Here is a 16,418-nt window from a genome sequence, read left to right on the forward strand (position 1 = left end):
CTTTAGCGCAATTTGGGATTGAGTGCGTCGCGTAGCCAATCACCCAGCAGGTTGACTGACAACACCAATGCGACCAGGGCAATGCCTGGGAAAATCGATATCCACCACATTCCGGAAAACAGATAGCTGTTGCCGATACGAATCAAGGTGCCCAGCGATGGCGCGGTGGGCGGAACCCCAACGCCCAGGAACGACAGCGTGGCTTCGGTGATGATGGCAATGGCCAGATGGATGGTGGCGATGACCAGTACCGGGCCCATGACATTGGGCAAGATATGCCGGCGCAAAATCGTCAACGGACCAATGCCTATCAGTTTGGCGGCCTGCACGTATTCTTTGTTGCGCTCGACCATGGTCGAGCCGCGCACCGTTCGCGCGTACTGCACCCAACCCGAAATACCGATGGCAAAGATCAACACATACAGCGCCAATTGATCGTGCATGTCGCGCGGCAAGAGACCGCGTGCCACGCCGTCGATCAATAGCGCGATCAAAATCGCGGGGAATGATAGTTGTACGTCGGCGATACGCATGATGATGCTGTCGACACGGCCGCCAACGTAACCGCTGATCAAACCCAGCGAGACGCCCAGCACCATGGAAAACAGCACCGATGCAAAGCCAACAAACAGTGATACGCGAGAGCCATACAGAATCGCCGACAAAATGTCGCGGCCCTGATCATCGGTACCGAGTAAAAAGTCGGCCGTGCCATCGGGGTTCCACGCCGGTGGTGTGTTGGCATCCATGATATTCAACGATGCCAGATCGAACGGATTGTGTGGTGCGATGATCGGTGCGCAAAGTGCACCGATCACGATGACCAGAGTGATGACGGCAGAAATGACGGCGCTGGGTGTGCGTTTGAAGCTATACCAAAGGTCGCTGTCGGCCGCGCGTGCAAACAATGGGGCCATGCGGGCAATCATGAATGCTCCTTCACTTGCTTTGCACGCGCAGGCGCGGGTCGACGACGACATACAGAATGTCGACGATGAGATTGATCAGCACAAAAAAGAACGCAGTCAATACCAGATAGGCGGCCATCACCGGGATATCGACGGTGCTGATGGCCTGGATGAAGAGCAGCCCCATGCCGGGCCACTGGAACACGGTTTCCGTAATGATGGCAAAGGCGATGATGGAGCCCAACTGCAGGCCCGTAATGGTGATCACGGGAACCAGCGTGTTTTTTAATGCGTGGCGGAAATTGATCAAGCGCTGCGGCAGGCCGCGTGCACGGGCGAATTTGATGAAGTCCGCGCGCAGGATCTCCAGCATCTCGGCGCGTACCAGACGCATGATCAGCGTCATTTGAAACAAGGCCAGCGTGATCGCCGGCAGGATCAGTGCAGCCAGACCCGATGGCGTGAGCAGACCCGTCGTCCAGCCGCCGATGGCGATGACTTCACCGCGCCCGAAGCTGGGCAGCCAACGCAACTGCACGCTGAATACCAGGATGAGCAAAATGCCGATCAGAAAAGTCGGCAAGGAAATGCCTGCCAACGATAAGGCCATGAAAGCCCTGGACAGTACGCCGTGGCGGCGCAGCGCGGTATAGATGCCCATGGGAATGCCAAAGGCCAAGGCCATCAACGCAGAGACAAAAGATAGCTCCAACGTGGCAGGCAGGCGCTGCTCGATGAGGTCGCTGACAGGTTGGCGCTGCCGATACGAGATGCCGAAATTTCCCTGTGCAGCGTTGCTGACAAAGCGCGCATACTGTACGACGAATGGATCATTGAGTCCTAAACTTTCGCGCAGCTCGGCGCGTTGAGCCTCGGTGGTGTCTTGCCCTACCATGCTGACGATCGGGTCGCCAACATAGCGGAACATGGCAAAGGCAATGAGCGCGACGGTCAACATGACCAGGACCGATTGCAGCAGGCGTCGCCCGATAAAAGCCAGCATGAGCGGATTCCGTGAGGGGAAAATCAGATACGTGGGATGTGACGGTTCGTGCGTATCGTGTTTTCGTAAGCGGTGCATCGCGCAGCAGGGATCGAGCCTGCCGCGCGAGACATGAATTCAGCTTGTCCCGCGCTGCGCAAAGATGCGAGATAACCAGCGAGTCTTGTCCTGATCAGTCTGCTCATCCTCGCGCAGCGGTTCGTCAAGGCATGACGACGTTGCGTAGGTCCAATACATCGTCGGCGCGTTGCACGACTTGGAGCGAATCTTTGATACCCCATGACATCGGTTGCTGATGCAAGGGCAGGTAGCCGTAGTCTTTGCGCACGATCTCAAAGGCTTCTTTGATCATGGCATTGCGTTTTGCCTGATCGGTTTCCACGCCGATCTTGTTGGTGAGCTCGTCGACTTTCGGATTGCAATAGCCGCCGAGATTGAACTGGCCTGCTGCTGTCTTGCTGTCTCGGCACGACGTCAGGTTCAACAGCACGTTGTGGGCATCGGTGGAGCTCGGCGTCCAGCCGAGCATGTACATGCTGGTGTCGTTGCCGGCTTGCAGCAGAATTTTTCCGAAGTACTTGGACTTGGTCTGCGCGAGCAGATTGATCTTGATGCCGATGCGCGCCAGCATGCCGGCGACAGCCTGGCAGATCTTTTCGTCGTTGACGTAGCGATCGTTGGGGCAGTCCAGTGTGACGGTAAAGCCATCGGGATAGCCGGCATCGGCCAGCAGTTTCTTGGCCTGGGCGGGATCGGGTTTGTAGGGTTCGCCATAGGAGGCATCGTAGCCGTTGACCGAGGTCGCAACTAACGAGCCCAGGGGTTTGGCAGCGCCGCGCATGATCTTTTGGTTGATGGCATTGACGTCTACTGCCAGAACGACTGCCTCGCGCACGCGGGCATCTTTGAAGGGGTTTTTACCCTTGATGTTCGAGTACAGCAGTTCGTCGCGATGTTGGTCCATCCCGATGAACACGGTACGGGCCTCGGGCTCGGTCAAGGGTTTCACGCCGGGGGCGTCTTCCAGGCGTTTCCAATCCTGTACCGGCACGGGCTGCACGATGTCCATCTCGCCCGAGATCAGTGCCGCGACACGCGTGGCCTCTTGCGTGATCGGTTGGAAGACGACTTCGTCGATGTTGGTCTTGATGTCCTTATTCCAATAGCCGTCAAAGCGTTTGAGCGTGGTTTTTACATCGGGTTGGCGCTCTACCAGGACGAATGGTCCGGTGCCATTGGCATGCAGGTTGGCGTAGTTGCCCTGGTTGTCCCCTTTGACGTTCGTGGCCTCGGTGGTTTTGTTTTTCTCGGACCATGATTTGCTCATGATGTAGAGAAAGGTCCATTCGCGCGGCAAAATCGGGTTGGGGGTAGGCGTTGTGACCTCTATCGTGTAGTCATCGATTTTCTTGACTTCGGAAGCTTTGGCGCCGTAGCCCTTCATGTCCGAGCCCGGCGTCATGCTGCGCTTCCACGAGAAAATCACATCGTCTGCCGTAAAGGGCGAGCCGTCATGAAACTTGACTCCCTTGCGGAGCTTGAACACCCATTTCGTCGGCTCGGTATTTTCCCAACTCTCCGCCAATAGCGGGACGAGTTTCATGTCGCCGTCGTAACCGGCGAGCGTCTCGTAGATGTTGCCCTGAAAGCCCAGCGTAAAGGTTTCGTTTAACGCCATGGGGTCCATCGACGTGGCATCGCCCTGATAGGCCCAATGCAAGGTCTTGGCATGTGCGGCGCCCGCAAATGTCGCGGCGCAAATGGCCAGCGCCAGCGCCGAACGCTTGATGATAGGTGTGATACGCATAGCCCTTTGTGCTCCGTGTAATGCGCGGATTGCGCGACAGAAGTAACAGGGCCCCCGCCCCTAGGGTTTGTGCAGGCCGGGGGCTCGGCATATTGCTTATGACGATGCGAGGCCTCGCAGGGGACGATGGACGGCGGCGTGCGCAAGGTGGTGCGCAACGGTGACGGCGATCACTGCGTAGGACGTCGTGTTCACGATAGACCTGGCCTCGGGTGATTCGGTTGCCTGGCGTGGGATAAGTGCTGCCAAGGTACGTCGAATCTTATAGAGGCAGTGATTTAAGCGTCAACTGTTTTGGCTTGGGGTTAGTACTCGGTTGCGGCTAGTGAAAAACCCGGGTGTATGTGGGCGTGAGGCGATTGGCAAAGCCTGGGCTGGGCGGCAGATTTCCCCAGATGCACTGGCTCAGGATGTGCCATCCTGCGCCGCCAGAATGCGTGCCAGCTCAGCCACGGTGCGCTTGCGGCGTTCGTCGTCCTCGTGGCCCTTGTTCAATGCGGACCACTCGGGGCGGCTGCGGGCTTCTTTCAGGACGTCGGGCAGGCGGCCCGAGCGCCATGCGTCGTCGGCAGGCCGATCCAGATGGACGGGATCGCGTGCGGCATGGCCGCGGCGCTCCAATGCGTTGATCAGCTGACGTTGCCGCATTGCCAACAGGCGTAATACTGCATCGTCAATGGTGATTTCGCGATAGCCGCGCAGTTTGCCCATCAGCCGCCCGCCAAAGCGTTCGACGCCCTGCCAGAGGCCTCCTGCGGCCGCGCCGATCAGCATGCCGGTACCCAGGCTCAGGCCTGCGCTGAGCATATCGACGGCGGCGCCAGCCATGGCGCCCGCGGCCATGCCGGTACCTAGCTGGATCCCCATGTCTTTCAGAGCCTGTGGGTGAAACAGATCCATGCCCCACCGGGTGTCGGTCAATGGCAGATCATCGTCGGCATAATCGCTGCGGTGAAAGTTGTATAGCGCGAGCAAGGCATCGACGCAGGCCTGTTCGCGACGCCGCACTTGGTCACGTAGCGTGGCGGCGTGTGTCTGCAGGGCCTCGTCATCGGGCGGGCTGGCTGTCCGTAGCGCGGCTACGTCTATCAACAGGTCCGCGGCCAATTGCCAGGCGGCTTGGCTGCGTTCGGTGCGCTGGCGTACCAGCGCATCCGAGAGGCGATGAAGTGTCGCAGCATGACGATCGAGCAAGACCGCCAATTTGGCATACAACTGGCGTTCGCCATCGAGAGGAGGCGCCACCGTGTCGAACTCCAGGGCTGCATGCAACCCCAGACGCGACATCGCCTCGCGCCATTCATCGGCACGGTGTGCCGGCGCATTGACGAAATTCAACACCGGCAACAGGGGCCTGCCGCATGCCGCCAGCAGGGCCAATTCGTCCCGATGTTTGCTCAGCACAGGATCGCGTGCGTCGATCACGTACAGGGCTGCATCGCAGTCCAGCATTTTGGTCAATACGCGAGCTTCTTGTTCGTAGCGCCGGTGCGCCTCCGGCGAATCCAGAAAACGGCGAATGCGTGCGGGACCATCGCGACGCGTATCGGGGTCGTCGAGTCTTTCGAGGTACTCCAGCAAGGCGATGCTGTCTTCCATGCCTGGGGTGTCAAACCATTCCAGCACAGGCCTGCCATCCAATTTCAGGCGTGCGCCCTCGACATGGCGGGTGGTGCCAGGACTATCTGCGACCTGACCGAATTCGCTATTGCGCGTCAGCGTGCGCAGCAACGACGTCTTGCCGGTATTGGTGTGTCCAACGACTGCGATTTTCAGCATCGGATCAGTCATTGCCCGTCTCCAGCCAGCGCAGGGGATGGTCGGTATTTTGCACTATGGCAGTCGGCGCCATGCCTGCCGCCATGAGGCGTTCGCGCCATGTTTGCAGGCGGCTCGATGACGAGGAATGCGCCTGGTCTGTGTATAACCATACGCGCGTCTGACTGGCCTTGTCCGTCAGCGAGGCGATCAGTCCCAGCGTGCCACGATCAGGCGTCTGGCGGGCGTCGCACGCGACCAGCAGACGCGGGGTATGGCTTTGGGCCAATGCATCCTGCAAACGATTGCGTTGCTCGCGGGAATCCAGATTGCCTGCGTCGACCACGCCGACGGGGACGTCCTCAGGCGGCCAGGGCAGATCGGCGGGCAGTTCCAAACCGACTAACAGAGGCTGAGTGTCCAATGCGTCCAGCGCGTCTGATCCGATGATGCGCCCGCTGCTGATCTGCGGTTGATGTAAAGGATCGACCGGCCGGTCGATGCCGCTGGACTGTATTGCCGGCAGCAGGCGATCACGCAATGCGGCGTAGCCAGGCAACGACGGATCGATATGCAGACGCCGCTGTGCACGGATCGTTTGCGTCAGGCACATCAGCCAGGCAACGAGCCGGGGCAGCAAGCCATACACGACGATCACGCCGATGAGCCAGATAGACCATTGCGCCTGTGCCGCTGCAGGCAGAACCTGACTGTTGTCGCTGGCTCGCACGATGTCGTCGGCCGGGATGGCGAAGCCCAGTTGCGCGGGTAACCAGCCGAGCGCGCGCGTCAGAAAAACGAAGGTGTCAGGTTGCAGTAGCGTTGTCGCCCAGACAAAGCGATAACTGGCAGTAGACAGCATCACCAGCAAGGTGATCAGCGCTGCGCCCAGCCCCGCCAGCCACAGGGTGTGGCTGATCGTACCGAATAAGCTGCGCAAGGCCCCTGCCCGTGCCAGCAGGTTCATCAACGCTTGCGGCACAAGTGCCGCGTCGGGGCCGCGCGCAAATTTGCGGGTTGCCCAGAGCCACAGGCGTCCTAACCCGGTGGCCTGGCTGGGACGCAGCAAAAATGACGCCAGCCAGAGCAAAAACGTCAACGCATGCAGGCCGAGCAGCGCACCGACTGCCCACAACACATTAACGGGGCGCGTTCCATCGCCTAGTGTGCCCGCTGCTGAACCGATGCCGGCCAGGACAGCGATCAACAGCAATAGCAGCAGGCTGATGACTGCGCCTTGGCGCCAGCGTCCAATCAGCCCATCCAGACCCTCGCGGCGGCCGAGCCATTGTGCGCGCAGCAAGACGCGGTCTTGCAACGCGTCGGGCCCATTGCGGGCGTGGCGTACGGCGTCGGCGTCCTCGAGAGGTCCCCAGTGTTCTTCGCGCAGACGTATGGTTTCGGCCAGCCAGTGAGTTTGCCACGGCGGGTTGTTCTGGAAAGCCGTCGTAGGGGCGGCAGGGGGAACCATCAATGAGTGGGTGGCGCGTCGGTCTTGTCTGAGGTGCCAAACCAGTCCTGCAGCTTGGCGCTGGCTTGCTGTTTGACGTCGTCATTGATGTAGAACGCCACGGTCGCCAGCGCCGCGGTCATGACGCTCAGGTCATCGGTGTAGCCAACGAGTGGCGCCAAGTCCGGGATGGCGTCCAACGGCAGCACGAAATAACCCAGTGCGCCATAAATGACCCGGCGCGCCCATTTGGGCGTGTCGGGGCTTTTCACGGCGTAGTACAGCCATAGAGCCTTTTCCACTGCCTGCCGGCCCGCAGCCGACGCATGGCGCGTCGCCTTGCGCCAGAAGCGCTGGTCGGAATAGGCCTTTTCGTAGGTGGGATTCGCAGTTGACATGGTGCGTCGGGCATCAGGCCCAATGTGATCAGGTAACAGCCCATTGTAGACCCCCCGGTAGAGCTCGGGGGGCAGGCAACTAGGAAGGATTATTTCGCATAAAAACAAAAATAATTAAAAATTGTGTTGATTAATTTCTGAAGGAAGCGCTAAATTTCAGATTATTGTCTCAATAAATGTCTATTAATTTCATTAACTCATTGATCGTGGCTCCCGATGCCACCCTTCCCTGCGGAGAGACTCATGATGTTCAGCAAAAGATGGATAGCCGTTTGCGCAGTAATGACCACGTTCGGTCAGATGTCGATTGCGAACGCGGGTTCGATATCTGGGCAGATCGGCGTGCAGATGGTCATCGAGCCAAGTTGCATGGTCACCAGCGGGAGCGATGCCAGTAGCGGGACAGAACAATGGGGGACCCTGGATTTTGGCACTCACAGCGATTTGGTCAATACCAAGAACGCTCAATTTGTCGGTGTGTCAGGTAACGCCGCGCTCGAGATCTCATGCAGTCAGGGGCTGACGTCGGCCGTCCTGACCATCGACGGCGAGATGGACGGCGATCTGCGCTATATGACGAATACGAGCTCGTCATCCAGCAGAATCGCGTATCGATTGTATGCGGATTCCGCATTTAATCTTGCCATCTCAGCGGGCGTCGCAGTGGAGAGCAATGGCCCGTCAGCCGATAAGCCTCGCTATATGCTCTTCGGCCGAGCGCAGCCTACCGAGCAGTCAATCGTAATGCCCGCTGCGGGCACGTATACCGACACGCTGCTGGCGACGTTGACCTGGTAGCCGAGCGCTCCATGCCCCCGGTGGGGGAGCGCCACCCTCCTGCGGCTCGTGTACCGACACCGAGGTGAGTCATGCGGATGCTGCCATGGCTGCTAGTCTTCGTTACCGCTCAAAGTGCCGCTGATCTCTCCCCCGTCAGCCGCGCGTTTCAGGTGCAGGCGGTGGTGATCAACGGTTGCGTATTCGGTACCAGTGCCTCGAGCGCCGTGAGCGATTTGGGGACCATCGATTTCGGTACCGCCACGGACCTCTCCAGCGGGCGGGATGCGGTGAGTACGGCTGGCAATGGCTCCGTCACACTGACCTGCACGCCAGGCATGAGTGTGAGCGTGGCGTTGGGCAGCGGTTTGCATGGAGCAAGCACCAGCGCGCGTTATCTCAAGCGAGTGAATGGTGCCGAGTTGTTGGCCTATCAGCTATATCAGGACACGCAGCGTACGACCGTGTGGGGTACGGGCGCACAGGCGTTGACGATCAACAATTTTCCGCCATCCACCCAGACCTATACGGTCTATGCGCGGATGCTCAATCGCAGTGGTTTTCCGGTTGCTGGCGAGTATCGCGACACCGTCGTGGTCGAGCTGAGTTATTGAGTTCTATATGAGAACAATCGCACCGTGAGGCGGATCGAGGCGTTCGTAATAGCACATTGCACGGAGTGTGAGATGGTTGGATTATTTCGCTGGTTGCTATGGCGATGGTGTTTGTCGTTGTCGATGTTGGTGTGCGGTGTGGGACACGCAGCGAGTGCGCTCCTCATCTGGCCGGTCAATCCCGTGCTGGAATCGGATCAGTCGGCGACGGCGCTATGGCTGGAAAATCGCGGCAAGCATCCCGTTACGATGCAAGTGCGTTTGATGGCCTGGAGTCAAGCCGACTACGAGGACCACTACGCCGCACAGAAGGATATTGTGGCCAGTCCTCCCTTTGCGCGGATCGAGCCCGGCAAGCGGCAGCTGGTGCGCTTGATCCGCCAAGGCCCGCTGCCCACGCGCGCCGAGGACTCCTACCGATTGTTGATTGACGAGGTTCCGGACGCGGCCGCCCAACCACAGCCGCAGAGTATAGGCGTGAGGTTTCAGATGCGTTATTCGCTGCCCTTTTTTGTTACGGGCTCAGGCGTGTGGACGCAGCCACGCAGCGATATGGAGCGAGACCCCGCCAGTGCGACGTTGCCAAAATTGAGTTGGCAATTGACGACCGTGCATGGCATGCGCTATCTCGATGTGAGCAATGAGGGGACGGTGCACGCGCGTCTGAGCCAGGTAAGTTGGTCCGGCAATGGTGCGAAAGTCACATTCAACAATGGTCTGTTGGGATACGTGCTGGCCGGGCAGCGCATGCGTTGGAAACTGCCAGACCATGTGATGACGCCTGCACCCGGTATGCAATTGTCGGCGCAATTGGCGGACAACGCTCCTCCTGTCGACATTCCCGCACAGTGAATCGATGTCTCGAGTGCCGTGGGTCATTGTCGCTGCAGGGGCGGCATGGATGGTGTGTACGGCCAACGCCGCACATAGCGCTAAAGGGTTGCCGCCCGCGCCCGAGGCAATGCAATCGGACGTTGTGCTGAATTACTATCTGGGCGTCACCGTGAATGGTCAGGACCGTGCTCGCGTTGAACCCATGCAACAGCGGGATGGCCATTATTGGATGCAGGCCGACACCCTGCGTAGCCTGGGCCTGCAAGTGCCCGCCAGCGCTGCAGGGCCTGTGGCAGTTGATCAACTCGCGGGGGTGACGGTCGATTACGACGGCGCGAGTCAGATGCTGCATCTGACCGTGCCTGGCGATTGGCTGCCTATGCAATACGTGGGCGCGACAAACCCGATCGCGCCAGTACAGGCGCGCAGCAGCTTCGGGGCGCTGTTCAACTATGACGTCTATTACTCCGATCCGGCAAATGGCGGGCTGAGGTATATGTCGGCATTGACTGAGCAGAGGCTGTTTGATGGTTTCGGCATGATCTCGAATACGGGAGTCTATACGCGTTACCTAGGCTCTGGTACCGAGTCTGGCGGAGCGCGGGACAGTTATATGCGCTACGACACGTACTGGCGGTATAACGATCAACGCAATATGTTCAGTTATCAGTTGGGCGACTACGTCAGCGGTTCGCTCAACTGGAGCAACTCCGTGCGTCTGGGAGGCTTACGTTTTTCGCGCGATTTTTCCGTGCGCCCCGATCTCGTGACATATCCGATGTTGAATTTCAGCGGCGATGCGGCGGTGCCCAGCGCTGTGGACCTTTTCATTAACGGCGCCAAGGCCAGCAGCACCGAGTTGCAGCCAGGTCCGTTCACGCTGTCTAACGTACCGTATATCAACGGCGCGGGCCAGGCCACGGTGGTGACGACGGATGCTTTGGGCAGGCGGGTGACAACGAGCGTGCCCTTTTATGTGTCGAATACGCTGCTGGCGCCGGGGTTGAGCGACTTCGATCTGTCTGTGGGAAAGTTGCGGCGGGATTATGGCGTGCGCAATTTTTCATACGGCACTACGGCGGCGAGTGGGATTTATCGCTACGGCGTAAATCCGTATTTGACGCTCGCCGCCCACGGAGAAATTGCGACCGGTCTTAAACTCATCGGTGCGGGAGCCGATATTGGTGTGGGCGTATTGGGCACATTGAGTCTGGCGGCCAGCAACAGTCGCAGCAATAGCAGCCCTGATGCAAACGGCCGGCAGTATCTGGCGGGCTATTCCTATTACTCGGGCCGCTTTGGTCTGGCCCTGCAGCGCGTGCAACGTGTTGGAGACTATGACGATCTGAGTACATTAGGCACGATGTCGCGCCTGGCTCGGCGCAGCGATCAAGCGACTGCGACGATTAATTTGAACAGTCTGGGCTCCGTAGGAACGGGTTATTTCGACGTTCACGCCGATGATGGCAGCCGTACGCGTTTGCTTAATCTCTCGTACAGCCGTTCGCTGTGGGGCAATAGCAGCGTTTATTTATCGGTCAACAAGGAGCTCGGCGCCAAGGGCTATAGCGCGCTGCTGCAGCTTGTGATCCCGCTAGACCGTTACGGCATGATGAGCTCGGCGGTGACGCGCGATTCCGAGCACAACTACACCGAGCGCGTCTCATGGAGCCGCGCAGTACCGAGTCAGGGTGGTATTGGGGCAAACGTGAGTTATAGCGGTGGCGGTCAGCATTATCAGCAGGCGGATATGACTTGGCGCACGCAAATTATGCAACTGCAAGGCGGCCTGTATGGCGAGCGCGGAAATTACACCCGCTGGGCAGGACTGAGCGGCTCGCTAGTGTGGATGGACGGCGCGGTTTTCGCCAGCAATCAAATCAACGATGCGTTTGTGGTCGTCAGCACACAAGGCTATGGCAATGTGCCCGTGCGTTATGAAAATCAGCTCATGGGGCAGACCAATGATCGCGGGCAATTGCTCGTTCCTTGGGTCACGTCTTACACCCCGGCAAAGTTCGCGATCGATACATTGCAATTGCCTGCGAATGTGCGCGCCGGTGATACCGAAAAGCGAGTGGCCGTCAGTCAGGGCAGCGGATTTCTATTGGATTTTTCTTTGCAAACACGAGTGTCCGCCACCGTGACGTTGGTGGATACCGATGGCCAGCCGCTCTCGTTGGGTAGTCGTGCGACAGAACTTAATAGTGGTGTCAGCAGTGTGGTCGGCTGGGACGGCCAGGCCTATTTTGAAGGCTTGCAACGCGACAACCGCGTAAAGGTCGTTACGCCCGAGGGACGGCAATGTCAGGTCGCCTTTACGCTCGATCCGAAGCAGACACAGATCGCTCAGGTCGGGCCCTTGAGCTGTGCATTGCGCGCGCTGGAGGGCTCACCATGAAACATGTATTGCTGGTCTGGTTTGCCATCATTGCGATGCTGACCAGCTCGATAGCGTGGGCGGCGACATGTACCGCATCGAACGGTACGGTCAACTTAGGGACATTGAGTTCGTTCGCCGCGGCTAGCCCATCCACCTCGACGCAAGGCAGTACGGGCTTTAAATGCACGGGGAACTCGTCGTCCCTATCAAGCACCAACACTATCGATGCCACGTTAAACACGAATAGCAATGCGCTGGGAACAACGCCCCGCCTGCGTAACGCCGAAGCGGGCGCCTATCTGCCCTATGCGATTTGTGCAGATGCAAGCTGTGGGACGATTTATAACCTCGGCTCGACCGTGAAGTGGAATGCCTCGACGGTGACGGGCCTGCTGAGTCTTTTCACCGCCCCAGGCGGCGCGTTGCCTCTGTATGTGAGACCCGAGGCGGGCATTCAATTGCCCAAAGGGATTTATACCGACACGATCAACGTGGGCTGGTCATGGAGTGTTTGTTCTCAGGAGATCCTTGGCCTCTGTCATAACGAAACCAAAAGCGATGCGAAAGCGATCAACGTGACACTTGAGGTATTGAACGATTGTTTTATCGACAGTGCGCCAGATTTAAGTTTCGGCAGTGCTGCGCTGATTTCGGCTTTCACGCCTGTCACTCAGAATGTCCAGGTGCGTTGTACGCCGCAGGCTACTTATAGCGTGGGCTTCGATATGGGAAATAATCCGGCGGACGGTTGGCGCAGGATGTTGAGCGGCGCCAATGCGCTGCAATACAACATCTACATTCCTGACACTTCGACAGTATGGAATACCACGACCATGGTGGTTGGCACGGGTAACGGTGCTGCTCAGCTAATTCCCTATCGCGCGATTATCAATCCTGCGCAAAATAATGTGCCCGCGGGGGGCTACACGGATACGGTGCGCATGATTTTGAGCTATTGAATGCCTCGCTCGGACCCCCTGCACCACGATCGCCTGTGACGGTTGCTTGTTAGGCGCGTTGACCGACCTAGATTTATTCGTGTGTTCATACTCATTCATACGCGAGCCCGATTACCGAGCGGCCATTTGGGAGGGCCGGATGGATCCAACCCTCGTCTGAGGATTATCCGCTAATAGGATCGGTCGGATTCGACTGGATGCTTGGCGAGAATGCAGAATTTCAGGATTTAGGCGGATAGGCTGGCGGACCGTATCGATTATGGTCCGGGTTATCGGGTGTATTACATTCCGCGTGGATCTGTGTTGGTGATATTGCTGTGTGGTGGCGATAAGAGCACACAAAAGGCCGATATTGCGCGAGCTAAAGTTATTGCCAATTCGCTTGATTTGGACTGATTTGCCATGACCAAAATACAAACGCGCCCGTGGGACTCTGCCGCCCATCTCCGTACCGATGAGGAAATGGCTGCCTACCTTGATGCGGCACTTGAAGAGGCGGGGGACGATCCGCGATTCATTGCGCACGCGCTCGGTGTAATTGCCCGTGCGCGTGGCATGAGTCAACTTGCCCGTGATACAGGCGTTAAGCGGGAGAGTCTTTACCGGGCGCTCTCGGGTGACGGTAATCCCGAATTTGCCACCATTTGGAAGGTCGTACGAGCGCTGGGTATTCGGTTGCATGCCGAATTGGCGTGATCGCAAGGAAGACACGGCGCTGACGGCATCAAATTGCTGTGTGAACCCTAGTACTGCGTGTGGTGCGGTGAAAGGAATGGAACAAAGTTCGGAGACCCGCATAAACACTCGATATTCTGTTATTTAAAGTTCATTGCGCCCCCAAAAGCGCCCCCAAATTTATGGCATTGGAGGGAGACGACCATATACGTTCGTAGACTATTCCGGCCTGACGAACGGTCAAAGGGGTGAGGTGCTATTTCCGCACCCCATCGCTGTGGTTACTTCGGGCAGTCTTTGTCCGGGTGCGGTTGCGAAACACGACGTCATCATTGAGGTGCACAGACACGGTGTTGATCCCGATGACCTCGCGTTTCGTTAGGTCATCTACGCGGAATTCCTGCGTTGCCGTCATTCTGATAGTCTGAGTTATCCACAGGCCCCCTCCTTTAAACGGTACTGTTCCGTTTTCGGGACTCTTGGGTTGAGCAAAGGGCGGAATTTTCACCCGAGAATTTGTCGCCTCTAGATGCCGGGAATTACCGGAATCGAGATTGCTGGAATTCCGGCAATGCACCGTGGCTCAATTCCTCATATCTGAGGAATTCTCTACCCAGACGGGACATAGTGTCGGGCGCTGAAAGCCGGGTACCTAGTTGCATACCGTGTGCGCATTTGCGAAAGACGGTTTTCCGTCTATCCCTGTTTTGCCATGTCGGCGGCGAGCGCAGCTCTCAGGCCCACGGTTGTCGGCTCCACTTCCGAAGGGAGTGGAAATACTAAGAAATCTCGAAACCCGAGAGGAAGCCAATCGCATCGAATATGCGTATTTCTGCTCTTCTTTTGATTAAGTTGCTCATCCCCAGAGAGTGTGCACCTTAATATTTTTTCGCCCGGCTCATCGCCCGGAAACCCGCATGAATACTGGCTTTGATTAAGATTCTCAAGGTTGGGATTTTTAAGATGTTCATCCCCCCTTTGATCACCTAAATAACATTGGCCAAACAGGGCGGAAATCCGCCTTCTGAGGCGATCTACCGTCGCTGCGCAACAGTCGGTTTTTTGGTTCTTGGCCAGCCGTCCGGACATGAATTACCGCATTAACAATTTTCGCGGGCCTTGCTGTGAATACGTCCAGTATCATCTATATGAATATAGATTCGTCTATGCCAGCACCTAACCCGACGGGGTGAAAAGCCGGAACGTCTACCGGCCTGGTGCTGGCTTCAAATTTGGACGGCATAGGACGATGCAGAATGGGTAAGGCTTTCTCGTTTGATGACTCAGTTGATCCCTCAGGAGATTTGGTGTGGTGTATCAATGTGCAGCCGGAAAACGCTTGGTACCGGGAAGTGTTCGACCTCTACATTGAAACTAGATGTCGATTTGCGGGCCAGAGCCTAAGCATGGAGACGGTAACTAAGTTGTCGGATCAACTAGCGAATAACTGCGAGCAAGAGATCTCCAGAAACAGGCGTGAGCTGCTAGACGGTTTGAGAAGTGGAGATCCGGAGCGCCGTCTCCAGATCTCCAGGACTTTGCATCAGGGGGGCGTTGGGTTATCACTGGATGAGGTTTTGGAGGAACTTAACGATGAGTCGGATTGGATTCCGCCCGCACAAGGAACGGCTGAAGGCTTGTTCGTTGTGTTAAGAATTTTTGATGTCGACGATCCACCGCGACCTATCTATAAACGATATTTGTCATCTGACATGGATATCAGTCCCGTATCTATGATGGCTGCTTTCGTATTGAATAGATTGAACGATGTGCTGTGGGCGCAGGCACATGATGTTTTGGATATCGATCAGAACAATTTGCGACAAGCGCTTGAGGGTTTGCGGTACCTTGGAATGCTTCAGGAGGAGGAGGGAAAGCAATCCTTGTTCGCTGATGCGGGGGCGCCAGCTTCTAATGGCTTAGGGCGGCTAGGCGGAATTGGTCGGAGTCAAAAATATCTGGTAATTGCCAAAGAAGCGAGACGATTGGCCACCGAGATGCTCCCGGATAGTGGTCAATGGAAAAGTCGACAGCAAGCTGTACGTACCATTCTTCCGTCAGTATTAGAGTTCGCTCGCAAGAACAACACTATCTATTCAGATATGCAAGCGGAATCAACTATTTATGGCTATTTGAAGCCTCTGCCAGATAGCATGTTTGCTAGCAAAAATAGGTCGCCTGCCTAGCAAAAGGGGCGTGCCAGCTGGTAGCTGCCCTATCTTGTATTACGTAGGTCCAGCATCCTGACTCCATGATCAATGACATGGAGCGCATCCGGGATGCACGCCACCACGATAAGTCCGGGTCGTACCGCACCGTCTACCAAGCCGGTACACTGCACAGAAACCTACACCGCCGCTTTGCCCGCTACAGGCTACGTTCGTTTGCCTGTGGTTGCAGCAGTCAGCGGGCTGGCCAAGTCAACAGTATGGAAATGGTGTGCTGAAGGTCGACTCCCGAAGCCGCTAAAACTCTCCCCGCGTGTCAGCGCCTGGCTGGTATCGGATATCCGTGCATGGTTGGCGGATCCCGCTGGATGGCAGGCTGCTAACGCCTCCAAGGTGGAGGGCTAAGCGATGCCTCTTGCCGGGAATAGCGCAGAGGCGCAACGAGGGCGTTTACTAGCTGCGCTGAAGCGCGGGCCGGTAGATACCGTTCACGCATACCGCCATCTAGACATTCTCCATGTGCCGCGCCGAGTGTTCGAGCTCCGTAAACAGGGCTACGACATCAGCACTCATTGGACGCAACGCTACACCGAATCCGGTAACTCGCATCGTGTGGGTGTGTATGTGCTTGGGGGCGAGGCATGATTACGCTTGCGCTGCTGACGATACTTCGCCATAATTTGG

General features: G+C 57.3%; 15 protein-coding genes and 1 pseudogene. 10 read left to right on the forward strand and 6 right to left on the reverse strand.

Going from position 1 to position 16,418, the window contains the following annotated elements; translation table 11 throughout:
- Nucleotides 1–2 precede the first annotated feature (2 nt).
- The 6 genes from ACYVI2_RS15495 to ACYVI2_RS15520 all read right to left on the reverse strand — a co-directional run bounded on the left by ACYVI2_RS15495 (nucleotide 3) and on the right by ACYVI2_RS15520 (nucleotide 7,324).
- A complete protein-coding gene (locus tag ACYVI2_RS15495) occupies nucleotides 3–929 on the reverse strand; it encodes an ABC transporter permease (RefSeq protein WP_415815156.1) in 927 nt (308 codons plus the stop codon).
- 10 nt (nucleotides 930–939) lie between these two features.
- Nucleotides 940–1,911, reverse strand: a complete 972-nt coding sequence (locus ACYVI2_RS15500) for an ABC transporter permease (RefSeq protein ID WP_094824062.1) — start codon at nucleotides 1,909–1,911, stop codon at nucleotides 940–942.
- A gap of 202 nt (nucleotides 1,912–2,113) precedes the next feature.
- Nucleotides 2,114–3,718, reverse strand: a complete 1,605-nt coding sequence (locus ACYVI2_RS15505) for an ABC transporter substrate-binding protein (protein WP_415815157.1) — start codon at nucleotides 3,716–3,718, stop codon at nucleotides 2,114–2,116.
- A gap of 405 nt (nucleotides 3,719–4,123) precedes the next feature.
- Nucleotides 4,124–5,509 carry a GTPase/DUF3482 domain-containing protein gene (locus ACYVI2_RS15510; protein WP_415815159.1) on the reverse strand — a complete coding sequence of 462 codons (1,386 nt, stop codon included), beginning with the start codon at nucleotides 5,507–5,509 and terminating at the stop codon, nucleotides 4,124–4,126.
- Nucleotides 5,502–6,947, reverse strand: coding sequence for a DUF2868 domain-containing protein (locus ACYVI2_RS15515; protein ID WP_415815161.1), 1,446 nt, complete (start codon nucleotides 6,945–6,947; stop codon nucleotides 5,502–5,504). Before ACYVI2_RS15515 ends, ACYVI2_RS15510 begins: the two co-directional genes overlap by 8 nt.
- Nucleotides 6,947–7,324 carry a YkvA family protein gene (locus ACYVI2_RS15520; RefSeq protein ID WP_415815163.1) on the reverse strand — a complete coding sequence of 126 codons (378 nt, stop codon included), beginning with the start codon at nucleotides 7,322–7,324 and terminating at the stop codon, nucleotides 6,947–6,949. The genes ACYVI2_RS15515 and ACYVI2_RS15520 overlap by 1 nt, the downstream gene beginning before the upstream one ends.
- A gap of 243 nt (nucleotides 7,325–7,567) precedes the next feature.
- On the opposite strand from ACYVI2_RS15520, the gene ACYVI2_RS15525 reads away from it, so the two are divergent.
- The 10 genes and pseudogenes from ACYVI2_RS15525 (at nucleotide 7,568) to ACYVI2_RS15570 (ending at nucleotide 16,379) form a co-directional block, all read left to right on the forward strand.
- On the forward strand, nucleotides 7,568–8,122 hold the full coding sequence (locus ACYVI2_RS15525; protein WP_415815165.1) for a Csu type fimbrial protein: 555 nt from the start codon (nucleotides 7,568–7,570) through the stop codon (nucleotides 8,120–8,122).
- A gap of 71 nt (nucleotides 8,123–8,193) precedes the next feature.
- Nucleotides 8,194–8,715: a Csu type fimbrial protein gene (locus ACYVI2_RS15530; protein WP_415815167.1), complete on the forward strand. Its 522-nt coding sequence runs from the start codon at nucleotides 8,194–8,196 to the stop codon at nucleotides 8,713–8,715.
- 72 nt (nucleotides 8,716–8,787) lie between these two features.
- Nucleotides 8,788–9,567, forward strand: a complete 780-nt coding sequence (locus ACYVI2_RS15535; protein WP_415815169.1) for a fimbrial biogenesis chaperone — start codon at nucleotides 8,788–8,790, stop codon at nucleotides 9,565–9,567.
- Nucleotides 9,568–9,571: 4 nt separating this feature from the next.
- On the forward strand, nucleotides 9,572–11,950 hold the full coding sequence (locus tag ACYVI2_RS15540; protein WP_415815171.1) for a fimbria/pilus outer membrane usher protein: 2,379 nt from the start codon (nucleotides 9,572–9,574) through the stop codon (nucleotides 11,948–11,950).
- A complete protein-coding gene (locus tag ACYVI2_RS15545) occupies nucleotides 11,947–12,891 on the forward strand; it encodes a Csu type fimbrial protein (protein ID WP_415815173.1) in 945 nt (314 codons plus the stop codon). The genes ACYVI2_RS15540 and ACYVI2_RS15545 overlap by 4 nt, the downstream gene beginning before the upstream one ends.
- Before the next feature lie 249 nt (nucleotides 12,892–13,140).
- Nucleotides 13,141–13,287, forward strand: a pseudogene (locus tag ACYVI2_RS15550) (type II toxin-antitoxin system RelE/ParE family toxin); the annotation flags it as partial.
- A gap of 6 nt (nucleotides 13,288–13,293) precedes the next feature.
- On the forward strand, nucleotides 13,294–13,587 hold the full coding sequence (locus tag ACYVI2_RS15555; protein ID WP_415815175.1) for an addiction module antidote protein: 294 nt from the start codon (nucleotides 13,294–13,296) through the stop codon (nucleotides 13,585–13,587).
- Between the two features lie 1,235 nt (nucleotides 13,588–14,822).
- Nucleotides 14,823–15,752, forward strand: a complete 930-nt coding sequence (locus ACYVI2_RS15560; RefSeq protein ID WP_415815177.1) for a hypothetical protein — start codon at nucleotides 14,823–14,825, stop codon at nucleotides 15,750–15,752.
- A 93-nt stretch (nucleotides 15,753–15,845) separates the two neighbouring features.
- Nucleotides 15,846–16,139 carry a helix-turn-helix transcriptional regulator gene (locus tag ACYVI2_RS15565; protein ID WP_415816461.1) on the forward strand — a complete coding sequence of 98 codons (294 nt, stop codon included), beginning with the start codon at nucleotides 15,846–15,848 and terminating at the stop codon, nucleotides 16,137–16,139.
- Between the two features lie 3 nt (nucleotides 16,140–16,142).
- A complete protein-coding gene (locus ACYVI2_RS15570) occupies nucleotides 16,143–16,379 on the forward strand; it encodes a helix-turn-helix domain-containing protein (RefSeq protein ID WP_415815179.1) in 237 nt (78 codons plus the stop codon).
- Nucleotides 16,380–16,418 lie beyond the last annotated feature (39 nt).

This window comes from Bordetella tumbae (genome assembly GCF_054780995.1).